Source organism: Borrelia hermsii DAH, from assembly GCF_023035675.1.
In the GTDB taxonomy this organism is placed as follows: Bacteria; Spirochaetota; Spirochaetia; order Borreliales; family Borreliaceae; genus Borrelia; species Borrelia hermsii.
On record NZ_CP073136.1, the window covers coordinates 277,199 to 291,295 of the forward strand.

The 14,097-nt window shown below is 30.7% G+C and carries 12 protein-coding genes and 1 pseudogene; 2 read left to right on the plus strand and 11 right to left on the minus strand.

Translation table 11 applies throughout. From position 1 onward, the window contains the following. The first annotated feature begins 141 nt into the window (after positions 1 to 141). Positions 142 to 1,368 (plus strand): tetratricopeptide repeat protein, encoded by a 1,227-nt coding sequence (locus bhDAH_RS01305; protein WP_411431481.1) that lies wholly within the window; start codon positions 142 to 144, stop codon positions 1,366 to 1,368. A 3-nt stretch (positions 1,369 to 1,371) separates the two neighbouring features. Here the strand turns inward: bhDAH_RS01305 and bhDAH_RS01310 are convergent, their stop codons facing one another. Further along, complete coding sequence (locus bhDAH_RS01310; protein WP_012422036.1) at positions 1,372 to 2,625, minus strand: peptidoglycan DD-metalloendopeptidase family protein; 1,254 nt, start codon at positions 2,623 to 2,625, stop codon at positions 1,372 to 1,374. Between the two features lie 74 nt (positions 2,626 to 2,699). On the opposite strand from bhDAH_RS01310, the gene lepB reads away from it, so the two are divergent. After that, positions 2,700 to 3,203, plus strand: a complete 504-nt coding sequence (gene lepB, locus bhDAH_RS01315) for a signal peptidase I (RefSeq protein WP_012422037.1) — start codon at positions 2,700 to 2,702, stop codon at positions 3,201 to 3,203. A gap of 51 nt (positions 3,204 to 3,254) precedes the next feature. Here the strand turns inward: lepB and bhDAH_RS01320 are convergent, their stop codons facing one another. The 10 genes and pseudogenes from bhDAH_RS01320 to fliR all read right to left on the minus strand — a co-directional run bounded on the left by bhDAH_RS01320 (position 3,255) and on the right by fliR (position 14,092). Then, a complete protein-coding gene (locus bhDAH_RS01320; RefSeq protein WP_043924412.1) occupies positions 3,255 to 4,763 on the minus strand; it encodes an Hsp70 family protein in 1,509 nt (502 codons plus the stop codon). Beyond that, a pseudogene (locus bhDAH_RS01325) lies at positions 4,705 to 5,260 on the minus strand (DUF6115 domain-containing protein). The gene bhDAH_RS01320 and the pseudogene bhDAH_RS01325 overlap by 59 nt, the downstream one beginning before the upstream one ends. Before the next feature lie 21 nt (positions 5,261 to 5,281). Next, positions 5,282 to 5,593, minus strand: coding sequence for a hypothetical protein (locus tag bhDAH_RS01330; RefSeq protein WP_012422040.1), 312 nt, complete (start codon positions 5,591 to 5,593; stop codon positions 5,282 to 5,284). Between the two features lie 24 nt (positions 5,594 to 5,617). Further along, positions 5,618 to 7,516: a FapA family protein gene (locus bhDAH_RS01335; RefSeq protein WP_012422041.1), complete on the minus strand. Its 1,899-nt coding sequence runs from the start codon at positions 7,514 to 7,516 to the stop codon at positions 5,618 to 5,620. Positions 7,517 to 7,518: 2 nt separating this feature from the next. Then, positions 7,519 to 8,010: a hypothetical protein gene (locus bhDAH_RS01340; RefSeq protein WP_012422042.1), complete on the minus strand. Its 492-nt coding sequence runs from the start codon at positions 8,008 to 8,010 to the stop codon at positions 7,519 to 7,521. 5 nt (positions 8,011 to 8,015) lie between these two features. Further along, complete coding sequence (locus bhDAH_RS01345) at positions 8,016 to 8,903, minus strand: MinD/ParA family protein (protein ID WP_025406377.1); 888 nt, start codon at positions 8,901 to 8,903, stop codon at positions 8,016 to 8,018. A 12-nt stretch (positions 8,904 to 8,915) separates the two neighbouring features. Beyond that, a complete protein-coding gene (flhF, locus tag bhDAH_RS01350) occupies positions 8,916 to 10,082 on the minus strand; it encodes a flagellar biosynthesis GTPase FlhF (protein WP_043924413.1) in 1,167 nt (388 codons plus the stop codon). Positions 10,083 to 10,086: 4 nt separating this feature from the next. Continuing rightward, positions 10,087 to 12,177, minus strand: coding sequence for a flagellar biosynthesis protein FlhA (gene flhA / locus bhDAH_RS01355; RefSeq protein WP_012422045.1), 2,091 nt, complete (start codon positions 12,175 to 12,177; stop codon positions 10,087 to 10,089). Between the two features lie 8 nt (positions 12,178 to 12,185). Beyond that, the gene (gene flhB, locus bhDAH_RS01360) at positions 12,186 to 13,307 is read right to left on the minus strand and encodes a flagellar biosynthesis protein FlhB (protein WP_012422046.1); all 1,122 of its coding nucleotides are present in this window, start codon (positions 13,305 to 13,307) and stop codon (positions 12,186 to 12,188) included. Continuing rightward, entirely contained in the window at positions 13,304 to 14,092 is a 789-nt protein-coding gene (fliR, locus tag bhDAH_RS01365; RefSeq protein ID WP_012422047.1) for a flagellar biosynthetic protein FliR, read from the minus strand. The genes flhB and fliR overlap by 4 nt, the downstream gene beginning before the upstream one ends. Between the last annotated feature and the right edge of the window lie 5 nt (positions 14,093 to 14,097).

Sequence of the window (14,097 nt, forward strand, 5' to 3'; positions counted from 1 at the left end):
ATAATACTGTCCTCAATTGCAATATCTGCTGTGGTATTTTTATTCTTTAAAATTGCAATATCAAATAGCAAAACAAGAAAAAAAGGTAGACATAACAAAACATTAAACAAAACAAAAAAAATAACAGAACAAGCTGCAAATATGTTAAAAACAAACCCAAATGACATAAGTGCTTTGCAAACTCTAAACGATTATTATTATTCCAATAAAGACTTTGAAAACGGAATTAAATATGCAAGAAAATTATGCCAACTTGCAGAAGAAAATCCTATAAATCAAGAAATAGACTCTTTTAAGGCTTTCTTAAGTTATGGTTTTTATAATCTTGAGAGAAATTTTAATGCAGAAGCATTAGAATTTCTTAAAAAAGCATATGTCATAAAAAAAAATGATATGGATGTGAATTACTATCTTGGAATAGCTTTCCTACGAAATGCACATTACAAAGAAGCACTCCATTATCTTACAAAGATATATAAATGTGATAAAAATAATAAAGATGCTTTAAAATACATAGGAATAACTCTCTTTTATACAGGCAACTATACTAAAGCTGTTGGAATATTTAGTGGTATAAGCAAATATATACAAAATGATATAAATGCTCTATTAGCATATGCCCAATCCCTATCTCAATTAAATCAAGACCATCTTGCACTTGATATTGCAAACAAAATCAAAAATAAAGATGGAATGATATATGAAGCTCTCCTAATTGAATCTGATATTAATTCAAAAAATAACAACTTAGCAAAACTAGAAGATAACGTTAGAGAAATGATGAAAGTCAAACCTGATTTACCTACAAAAATATTTCTTAAACTCTTTTACAAACTAGGAGAACTATACATAGAATGTGAGAACTACAAAAAAGCAACCGAGGCGTTTACTCAAGTTGAAAGAATTGACCCACACTATCAAAAAATAGCTGAAAAACTAGAATTTAGTAAAAGACTAAATGAAAACTTAGCATTAAGAATATATCTTAAAAGTCCAAAAGAAAAGTTTGATAATCTAGCCAGTGCAATTATCCTTAAAATCTATAAAAATAAGTTCCAAGTAAGAGATAAAAAGATAAATGAAATAACCTCACAATTTATAGACATGAATTTCCAACTATCAAATAATCAATGGGAAGAAAATCTAATAGTCCGATTTGTCAGAACAGAACAAAAAAATTTTGGTGAATTATTTTTAAAAGACTTTATTTCAAAAACTAAAGAGAGCAAATTAAAAGGACTCTGTATTGCACCAGCCATATTTTCTGAGAAAGCCAAACAAATCATTGAAGGTAGGTTAATTGACCTTGTAGAAGGAAAAAAATTAATACAAATACTTAAAACATTGGATATATCAAAGTATATATAGCCACTATCTGAGGTATTTCATAGGATTCCCTGTTTTTCCATCTTTAAAAATGGTGAAATGTAAATGATTGCCCGTACTATACCCTGTACTTCCCATACGTCCTATTATTTGTCCTCTTGAAACCCTTTGTCCAACTTTAACTGCAAAAGAACCTAAATGGGCATAAAGGGTTTGAAAACCATTATTATGAGAGATAACAATATACTTCCCATATCCTCCAACACTAAATCCAACTGTTACCACAATACCCTCTTTTGTTGCAAAAATAGGTGTATTAGCTGCATTTGCAATATCGATCCCATTGTGAAAACTAATAGTCTTAGTAAAAGGATCAGGACGGTAACCATAACCTGATGTAATAATTCCTTGGGTTGGAAATAAGAAAGTCTCTCCTAAAGCATTTCTAAGTAACTCCTTAGACATTTTTCCCCCTGGAATAAATAACTTTTGCCCTAAATAAAGAACTTCATTATCAAGATTATTAGCATCAAGGATGTCTACTTTGGGAATCTTATATTTGTTTGCAATTGATGAGAGGGAATCATTTTTCTCAACAGTATAAAGAACTCCTTTCATATTAGGCACATTAATAACAAAATTGGGCCTAATGCTCCTCACATCTTTAATATTATTATAAGAAATTAAAGTCTCACTCGTTATGCTATACCTGGCTGCGATATGAGAGAGTGTCTCTCCCGGCTTAATCTTATGCTCAACTACCTTTAAAACAAAAGGTTTCCTTACAGTTGCCTCATAATTATTTGTATCTACTCCAAATAAATGATTATTGATCTGAGTCAAATCTTGATCGCTATAGTATAAAAAAGTATCAATAAAATAATCTTTGGGAAAACTTAACTTACTTAGAAAAATATACGAACCATAATACGAAAAAATATTCAAATAAAAAATTAATACTAAAACAAAAATTATCGCATTAAACTTAAAAATAAAACTATAAGTTAGCTTGACATCATAAGCATTAATCATTGAAAGTCGAATCTTCTTATAAGAAGATCGGTACTTAGAATCATCAATTCCTACCATCCTACTAACTAAAGTTAAAAATAATAATTTAATTACATCAAAAAGCTTCTTTGGAATATTTATAAAACGAAAAAAATTATTCCGTTTCCGTCTACGGAAATTACGATTATTACCAAAATCTCTCAATTCAAAATCACCTTTAATTGCCCTATCAAATAAAAAATTTCTGTTTCTTTTTAATATATTCTGGTCCTTTTTTGGTATAATCATGATATGCCTTATTATACAATATACACTAGAAATTTCAATTTCTTAAAAAGTCTCAAGTGGATATTTTTTAAGAAATGATCAAATTCCATAAACAAGTATTAATACCCATTTTACTAGCTTCAATAGTAATGATAGCAATCATTAAAATATCTCTGTCTTTTCATTTAGTCAAAGGTTCTTCAATGTTACCAATAATTTTAGAAAAACATTGGATCATAAATAATAAACTAGCTTATGGACTTAGACTAAAGAATAGGGAAACATACATCATATTATGGGGCACACCCAAAAAAAACGAAATGGTACTTATTAAAGACCCTATAACAAAAAAAACATCTGTTAAAAAAATTTTTGCCATTCCAGGAGAAAAATTTACAAAGTTAAACAAAAATGTAATATCCATACATAATTTAACCTTTAATATAAATAAAGAACATCTAAAAAAATTAGAAAGTATATATATCCCAAAGGGTTATTACCTAGTAATAGGAGAGAATAGACAAGTCTCCCTTGATTCAAGAGAATACGGGTTTATCAATATCAATGACATTATTGGAAAAATAATATACTGCCTGTAAACCCTCAAATAATAAAAATTAATATTTCTCAATATTAATCTAAATAAATGCTTAAAGCAATTCCATTTTCTCTTCTAACTCATCACTCGAGCTAATATCTTCTAACAAAGCAAGAACACCTTCTCTTTGAAGATTACTATCAAAAGAAGCACTTGTCATTCTTATTTCAACTGACTTAGACGCATTAGTATCTAAATCTTTTGCAGAAATGCTTAAAATACCACTCTCATCCAAATTAAAAAGTATTTCTATCTTCGGAACACCCTTTAAAGCCTTTTGTATATTGCTAAAGAAAAATCTACCTATGGAATAATTTAAAGATGCCTTCTTATACTCACCTTGAAGCACATGTACCTCAATCTCTTCCTGATAATCATTAGTTGTTGTAAATATTTTTCGCTCACTAACAGGCAATAAAGTATTTCTCTTAATTAACGTAAAAAATCCATCATTATAAGTCTCAATACCAAGAGAATAAGGCGTTACATCTTTAAAATCAATAAGAGCACTATTATTTGAAAGACTAAAAGCCTGAATAGCCGCTCCATTTGCAACAACCTCATCTTGATTTAAAGAATCTAAAACCTCAATTTCAGGAAAAACTTCTCTCAATCCCTCTTTAACTAAAGGAATTCTAGTTGAACCTCCTGAGAGTATTATTTTTGAAATACTCTCAAGCTCAACACCTGCATCGGCAATACATTCATTTGTAAGATTAATAGTTTTCTCTATAAATTCCTTAATCATAGAATTAAAATCATCTCTTTTAAGTTTATAATTCAAATGCTTGCCATCAAGAAAAGGCAATACAATACCAACTTCATCCACAATAGATAAATTCTTTTTAGCCTCTTCAATTCTGTCTCTTATTTGCTCAAGAAGAACAATATCACCTAAATTAATATCAGGATATTCTTCTTTAAAATGCATTAAAACATGCTTTTCTATGATTTCATTAAAATTATTGCCACCAAGCTTCTTCTCACCCTTAACTGCAAGAACAGTATAAGTATCATTTTGTTTTTCTAAAAGAGTAACATCAAAAGTTCCACCACCAAGGTCATAGACAAGAAATAATCCATCTATTTGTTTTTCAAAAGCATAAGACAAAGCGGCTGCTGTTGGTTCATTAAGTATTGCCCGACATTTCAATCCTGCAAGACTTGCAGCTTCTACCACACCTCTTCTTTGAATTTCAGAAAAATAGGCAGGAACAGTTATTACAACATCATTCACTTCTGTCCCTAAAAACTTTTCAGCATTCATCTTCACATTTAAGAGTAAATAAGACGCAATATCCTCAGCTCTATATGTATTGTCACCCACTTCATAAGTAACTTCAGTGCCTATATCAACTTTAAAATTATAAAAAGTCTTATCTGGATTTACTAATATCTGATGTCTAGCAATACTACCAACAACAACACCAGAATCTGTAAAAGATACAATAGAAGGTGTCATTCGCTCACCCCTATCATTTAATATCACCCTAGAATTAGAATCAAAATAAGACGCTACAGTATTTGTAGTTCCAAGATCTATGCCTATCCATTTTTCCATCAACTACCCCTATGAATTGAAACAATTAATTCAATTTCACCCAAATCCAATTTCAATTTTTTAGCAATAACTTCTAAAGACATTCCTTGCTCATAAAGCGAAATAACTTGCTGGCGAATATTATATCCTTCCTTGATTATATTCTTCTCAATAGTAGGTATTGAATAATCTAAATTACTCTTATAAGCACTACTATCACCTTTCATGCCAAAATTATTATTTCCCATTGAAATTGAATGGGCATTAAATCCTAATAGCCTTTGATCAAGTATTTCTATCCTCTCATCAACTTCCTTAATAATCCTATTTAAGCTCTCAATCTTTATCTCAATGATATTTATATTCCTATCAGTGGCTTGATTAATCTCAATAATAGTTTTATCCACCTCGCTCCTAAATTTCCTAAGTATGCTATTAGATTTCATTTGTAAACTAATATAAACATGAAAATATATAAAAATAAATATAATTAAAATAAAACAAAAAACAACAAACATACAGAATGTCCTATACTAAAACTATCGCTCAATATCAACTTTTCTTCCAATTTTTGGATCGTGCAAATCAATATCATCTATACCAGATAAATCTCTCTTGGCAGTCTCAACCTTTGATATTGTAATAAAATTGAGCTTACTATCTGTGCTCTCATCAGTCGGATATATGCTATTTATTTCAGAATCAACATGATAACTCTTATTTTGATTTGAACTTAAATTTTTATTTTCTCTTATTCGTCTCTTCCTTAAATCTTCATTTAAAATTTCACTAACCTTAAAAGCACCTTGAGTGATTATCTTCACAATCTCAGATGAATTATTAATATCCATAAAGCTACTCCTATAATTTGTAACCTATTTAGATTCAAAAGGAACATAAGCTACCATTTTAATAATATTGTCATCCTCTACAAAGGTGATATTATGATAATCTCTTGGAAGCTCATAATAAGCATCTTTAATATGCAACTTAACCCCAGCATAAGTTATATACTCAACAAAAATCTTACCATCAGTCTTACTATCTTCAAGCGCCCTCTGTAAACTTTCCTGCTTATCTTTTACCATCTTTATTTCCAAAATTAAGATATCTCTCTCATTAATAAGCTCATTACAACTATCAATCTTCAAAGATTTCTCAGCTTTATCAACAGTAAGTTGAATGTTCTTCTTTAAGGCAGAAATATCTTTTGTTAAAACTTCCAACCGTTTCTCAATCTTTACAAGATATTCAGCAAATCCAGATAGCAAAGCTTTTATTTCAGGATCATACCCAACCCAAATAAAAGTCTCAGCATTACCCTCAGATCCAATAGAATATGCTCGAATCTCTTCTCTTGCATGAACATCAGAACCAACTATCTTAGATTTCTTTCCAATGCATAGCACTTTCTTCGTACAAGAAACAAAAGAATTGACAATTCCCCTTATAACTTCAATATTACCTTCACATCGTACATTAACATTTTCTAAAAACTTGGACTTAATAAACTGCTTTGCATAAATCTCTGAACCACCCTTTCCATTAACTCCACTGCGAAGAACCATAGATCCATCTGTGCTTAAATTACATCTACCAACAAGTCCATTAACTTCTATTCCACCCTTAGCCATAATATTATATCCATCTAAAACACTTCCCCTAACAAGCACCATACCATTATTTACTATATTCCCAGTACCAGGTCCAACATCACCCTCAACAATATAAACATCATGCACAGAAACAACACCATTTGAAATAGATATATATCCATCACATCCTGCAATAATCTTATTCCCTTCCATTAAAGTATTCTCTCCCAAAATCAAATCCAAATCTCGACCATTCTCTGCTTTTAATATTTTCCCAAAAACAGTATATCCATCAATACCTTCTGATAAGGGAATAATTTCTGCAAGTTCATCTCCTTGATTAACATTTCTAAGCTCATTATCTACATCACCATACTCGCATGAATACCTACTCTTAGCAATAAAATTAATATAAGCATCTTTTCCCTTAACAGGATTTGCTCCCTTTGCCATCTCAACTGGTTCACCATAAAACGGATAATCTACAAAATCTCTTATCTTATCCTTAAGAACTGCTCGATCTGATACTCCATATTTTTTAAGAATATTATAAATATCTTTTTCTAAAACTTCAGCACCAAAAGGCCCAGGGACAGTAAATTCAATAGTTACTGACATTGAATCTTCTGATATATGAACCATCATAGTTACACTCTCAGCAAGATCGGCCTTAAAAGCAGATACTTGTTCATACTTACCATCAGCATTCTCAACTACCGATCTAATAAAATCTTTATCTAAATCCTTGATGTTACTATAGGATGCAAATTTATCCATTACATCTTTAAGCTTAACAACACTCCCATCTCCCTGAGCAGGAGTAACTTTTAAGAATACTCCCTTGGCAGTTCTCCTTATAAAAAATCTCCCATCAAGAGACGTAACTTCTTCAGATCCATCTTGTGAAGTTAAAGCATCAGTAACACCAAACTTTGAATAAGAATTCCTATAAGCAACTATTTTCCATTTTCTCTTACCATATCCAAATAGTCCATTATTTCCGCGTACCAAAACCTCATAAGCCAAGTCTTTATAAGGAACTGAGAGTTCTAAAGAAGCATCATTTAAAGCCTCTTCAAGGGTATCTGCTTCCACCTCTATCAAACTAACACTATTCTCTTTTTCTAGATAATGCTTAATTTTATTCCTCAAATCGGTAAAATCGCTAATGTCAGCCATAATTATTCCTTTTTATTAATCAAAGTTTTAATAGCCTCAGCAACAATTTTTGGATCAGTCCTCTCAACATATGAAATCTGATCTAATAATTTTTTATTAAATTCAATATCAAATTTACTCTCTCTAGCATCTTCATCATATTCACTAAATTTTTCCATACGATCATAATTATCATTATCAATATTCTTATTCTCATTAAGAGGAATATTTTTAGGAGCAAGGTTCATGTTATCTGATTCGGGCTTACAGTGTCTATTCTCATTAACCTCATCAGTATCATCACTCAAGATATCATCTTTAAATAGATCATACAAATACTTTTTATATACAAACTCAAGCAAAAGCCCAACACAGAAAAAAAATATAAACTGAAAAAACGCTCTAAATAATACTGTAATAAAAGGCACACGAGCAAAAATGCCAAGCATCACCGCAAGAATAAATGCAAATACACCAAATAATAAAACATACTTATTGATCTTATTAAACAACATATCACCTATTCCATGCCAAAAAATTTAGATATAAAACCTATTACACCTCTTCTTCTTTTATTATCAAGAGTAATCTCTTCAAGAGCAGCTACAATAGAATCAAGACAATAACTAGCCTTACTATTAGGATTTAATAAAATAAAAGGCCTTTGTTTAAAAACAGAATTCCTAATATTCTGGTCTTCATAAACATAGCCCAAATAATCAATATTTAAATTTAAAAACTGACTTGATATATCAATGACCTTTTTAGCCACTACTTTTCCCTCACTTACATTAGCCACCCTATTGACAACCAGTCTTAAATTTTTTAAATTTTCCATTTTATGAGATAAAACCTTGATTATGCCATAAGCATCGGTTATAGAAGTAGGTTCTGGCGTTGTAATAATAACTACGTCATCACTAGAAAACAAAAAAGAAATAACCTGTCTTGAGATTCCAGCACTGGTATCTATTATAACTATATCATATTCATAAACTTTTAATAACTCCTTTATAAACTGATTCATCTCGGCCTCTGATAAATCTAAAAGTTCTGTCGTCCCAGAAGCACCAGCTAAGAGATCAATATTATATTCCGTTTTTGTTATTACATCCTTAATACCTCGGCCTTGCATAATCATATGATAAATACTGTACTTTGGAATGACTCCAAGCAAAATATTGATGTTAGCCATACCAATATCTGCATCAAAAACCAAAACTTTCTTACCAAGGCTTGCATACTTAAGAGCAAGGCCCACGGCAATATTACTTTTGCCAACTCCACCTTTGCCACTAGTAACGGCAATAAATCTTGTCCTATTATTTTGAATTTTATCATCAATAACAAAACTAGCCCTATTATTCAATCTCATAATATCACGTAAACTTTGAGCCTGATCTTCCATCATACATTATCCTTAATAATAAGATTTGCTTTTTAGCCTTCGAATAAATTCAACATCATCACTTATCCTATATCCATTTATTTTCTTGATAAAGGTAAGCGGTTCTGCAATACTAATATTATGAGGAACAATTTGCCCATCAGTAATATAAGAAACTTCCTTTCTCATTTCATGAATTAAACTTATTAAATTGCCAACACATGTTGTTTCATCCAGTTTCGTAAAAATCACGGTCTTATAGCTAAAGGGAGAAAATTGATGAAATATTTCTTTAATATCTGCCGTCTTTGTAGTAGAGCTCACGGCCAAGTGAAATTCAGCATCTCGACCACAAGCATTAAGAAGTTCCTTCATCTCAGCAAGTTTCATAAAATCCTTAGGACTCTTACCAATTGTATCAATCAGGACAAGATCAAAATCCTTTGACTGCGTAATTTCTTCTTTTAAATCCTTAAAAGATTCAATTGCCTTAACAGGAATCCCCATAATATCACCATATGTTTGAATTTGTTTCTTAGCTCCTATACGATAGTTATCAATGGTAATAATCTTAATATTTAAACTCTTATCATCACTATTAATTCCATAAATTGCTGCTAATTTTGCAATAGTGGTAGTTTTTCCAACACCTGTTGGTCCAACTAAAATAAAAATTCTTTTTTTAAGATTATCAATAAGAGGTCCTGAACATTTAATAGTCTTAGCAATGTATATTATAACACTATCTTTAATTTTATCATAATCATCAAGATCTGATAAACTAAACTCTTTTTTAATAAAATTATTAATATCTTTAATGTAACTCTCAGAAAAATCATTACTACGTAAAATGTCTTCTATTTTTAAAATTGTTGGATGATTAACTTCTTCCTTTTTATGTGCAAGCTCGTTCTTAAGAGATTTAACCTCCTTAATTACATCCTCAATTGAAGAGCTTTCTTCTTTTTTAATGCTTTGAAGAATTTTACGCTTCTCCTCTTCAATATTTATTTGCTGCTGTCCAATGTCATATCTAACATAACCTGACACTTCAATCCAATCCCTACTAAATAAGCCAAATATTCCCCCATGAGCTATTGTCTTATAAGTCATAACTCTAGCATTCTTTCCATATTTCCTCTTAACGGTTTCTATGACTTCATTATAGGTCGGACCTCTTTCTGTAAAATACTGTACCATAATACTACTCTTCAACCTCTACTATTTTAAGCACATTAACTTTAACATTTTTAGGAACCTCTAGAACAGATATAACAACAATATCTGGAAGCTCTCTACTGGTTAAGACCCTTATTACAGGCCGTGCGGATTCACTAGATAGTATAACAGGATAATATCCTTGTGATTGAACCTCATTTACAAGCCTAAAAAGTTCATAAATAAATTTAGTCTTCAAACTTGGCTCAAGAGAACTTACAAGATCATTATTAGCTTCAAATCGTGAATCAATTATTTTCTGCTCAAATTCTGGATTTATTGTGATCACATTAAGTTCTAAATTAGAATCTAAATATCCACTAACTATTTGCCTTCCAATTGCCTGCCTACACTTTTCAATTAAAAAGAATATATCTTTAGTGATACTTGTAAAGTCTGCTATCGTTTCAAAAATTGTAACTAAATTACGTATTGAAACCTGCTCTCTTAAGAGACCTTGTAACACCCTTTGAATCTCTCCTACTGAAAAATCCTTTAAAACTTCTTCAACAATAGCCCCATAATCTTTTTTAAAAATATCAAGAATATTTTGAACATCTTGACGCGTCAAAATCTCACAAGCATGCCTCTTAATAAGTTCAGTCATATGAGTAGCAATAATTGAAGGAGGATCAACTACAGTATAACCCAATTTTTCAGCAACTTCCCTCCCATCATCATTTACCCAAAGAGATGGAAGTCCAAATGAAGGATCTTTTGTAAGATCTCCTTCAATACCAGAATCAGCACCCACATTGATAACTAAAAACTTACCCAACTTAATCTCTCCATGTCCAATCTCTACTCCCCTAAGCTTAAATGAATACTCATTTGGTTCAAGTCGCATGTTATCCACTATTCTAATCTTAGGCACAACTATTCCAAATTCAAGAGCAACCTCACGGCGTATTTTTACAATACGATCAAGAAGCTCTGAGGTCTTTGAATCATCAACTATTGGCACAAGATTATACCCAATCTCTAAAGACAATGGATCTAGCGGAACTACAGGAGCGATTTCCTTATCTGCATAACTTAATATTTGCTCTTCTGCTTTTTGTTTCTCAGCAAGTTCCCTGCTTCTAATTAAGTTAGAAAGTGAATAAGCCAAAAATGCTATCAACAAACTCAAAAGAATGAGTATTAATGTAGGGAATCCTGGAAGAAATGCCAAAAATAACAAAAATCCAGATACAATCCAATAAATTCCTGAATAGGAAGTAAATTGTTCAATAATCTCTCCTCCAAAACTATTCTTTGATATAGATCTAGTAACAATAAGCCCTGTTGCTGTTGAGATTAATAGTGATGGAAGCTGGGAGACAAGTCCATCTCCAACAGTTAAAGACACATAATTATTAACAGCATCGCTAAAAGTAAGCCCTTGAAGAGTAACCCCTATTATAAGTCCCCCAAGAATATTTATAAGCGTTATTAAAAAGCCAACCTTTACATTGCCTGAAACAAATTTAGAAGCACCATCCATAGCGCCATAAAAATTTACTTCAGCTTGCAGGTCATTTTTCTGCCTTGTGGCTTCCTCTTCTGTTAAATTTCCAGAACTATAGGCAGAATCAATAGCCATCTGCTTTCCAGGAAGAGCATCAAGAGCAAAACGAGCAGCCACCTCAGCAACTCTTGTAGCACCCTTAGTGATAACAATAAATTGAACTGCAATTATAATAAGAAATATTATAAACCCAACAAAAAGACCTTGAGTTCCAGAACCTCCAACAACAAATGTTCCAAAGGCCCTTATCATTTGACCATCGAAACTTATTCCTTTTATCAAAATTAATCTAGTCGAAGAAATATTTAAAACAAGACCAAAAATAGTCATAACAAGTAAAAGTGTTGGGAAAACTGAAAAATCAAGTGAACGCTTGGAATAAAGAACAATAAGAATAATTAAAAGACTTACTACCAAATTAACCGCAATCAAAGCATCCAAAATAAACGCAGGAAGTGGTAAAATAAAACTAGCAACAACAAGTATTAAGCCAACCGAAACTATCAAATCCGCTTTATTATTAAGTCCAAAATATCCTAATACAGAATTTTTTCTTGCATCCAACAACTTAACCTCTAATTAAATTTTTTAGCAATAGAATATACTTTCACAAGAATCTTAGAAACAATTTCCCAATATTCCCTTGGAATTTCCTCATTAACATCAACATTAGCATAAAGCTCCCTTGCAAGCGGTTTATTTTCCATCACAGGAATATTATTTTCTCTTGCAATTTGTTTAATTACAAATGCAATTTCATCTTGCCCCTTTGCAAGTACCTTCGGTGCTAACATAGTATTACTATCCCACTTAATAGCAACAGCAAAATGTTCTGGATTCGTAATTACCACATCCGCTTGAGGAACTGTTACCCTTAAATTAGTATTTAAAATCTCTCGCATTCGCTCCCGCATTCTAGAACGAAGCAGCGGATCTCCTTCCATTTCCTTTCGCTCTTGTTTTACCTCTTCTTTAGTCATTTTCAAATTTTCAATGTAACGGGTTCTTTGAAAGAGATAATCCAGTATACTAATACCCATCAATACTATTATTGAAAAAAAACATATTCTGTAAGCAAGACTTAATATAACAGAAATACCATCTTCAAGACTATACTCAGACATTCTTGAGATTTTACCTATATTACTTTTTAGCATAATATAATATATAAGAGATATTATAGCAATTTTTGATAAACTTTTAAACAAATTGAAAAAAGCATCAAATGAACCAAAAGAGTTTTTAATCCATTTTGAAAAATTTGGATTTACCCTATCCCACCTGGGAACTACAGGTTTAAAGGTTATCAAAAAACCAACTTGAATAACATTAATTAAAAAACTAACTATAAATGATATTAAAAGAAATACAATCATATATCCAAACATCGGCTTAATATATGAAAAACTCAATGCATAAATACTAACTGACATTATTTCTGGAAGCTTGCCAGCTTGCCATCTAAAAACATTCATTAATTCTTGAGCAAAATAAGATAACATAAAAAAAAATACAGCAAATAATATGAAAAGAGTAACTGCTGAATTAATTTCAGTTGATTTTAATACTTGTCCATCTTCTCTTGCTTTCTGTTTCTTCTGTTCAGTAGGAAGCTCAGTTCTCCCCTCATCTTCTGAGGCAAAAAAATTAAGAGGTATATACCAATTTTTACTTAAAAATTCATTTCTAGCATTCATTCTAGGGTCTCAGAAAATAAATTTAAAGCATTCCTCATAGATTCTAAGGCAAGTTCAATTACTCTCTTAATAGACATTACCAAACTTGGAAAACAAATATATAAAACAATTAATCCTAATCCCAATGAAACTGCAAAACTAATCATTAATAAATTAATCTGAGGAGAAGTCTTTGAAAGTATACCTAAAATCAGATATAAAAGTAAAAGTACTCCCAAGATTGGAAGAGACATTACTAAAGCCTTTTCAAAAAGAACAGCAAAAGAATAAAATATCAACTTAATAAATTCATAATTTCTTATATTAACCATATTTTCGACTCTAACATTCAAAACAGAATCATGCACTCCAATCATAAAAAAACGCAATAAAAAATTATTTGATAAAAACAAAAGCAAAAAAAGATAAGTAAATATTTGAGATATTACTAAATTATCCTCTTCTGCAAAAACATCAAAAATATTTGCATAAGCAAGTCCCATCTGATTTGAGAAAAAAAACCCAAGTAAATGAAACACACTAAAAATTATGCTTACAAAAAAAGCCTGAATAAGGCCTAAAACAGCTTCTCCTGCTAATATCAATGCAAATGCAATTAAATTATCTAAAGGATAAACAACATTTATTTTATCTACAACAATAATAGACAAAATAAATGCAAAGAAAAAATTTAAATAACCCATCTTTATAGTTGCAAAAAAAGGTGAAAATCTTAAAAAAAGAAAAATCCTAACAAATACAGGCAAGACCACAAAAGATTTTAAAACCAAATCATTCATATTCATACTTT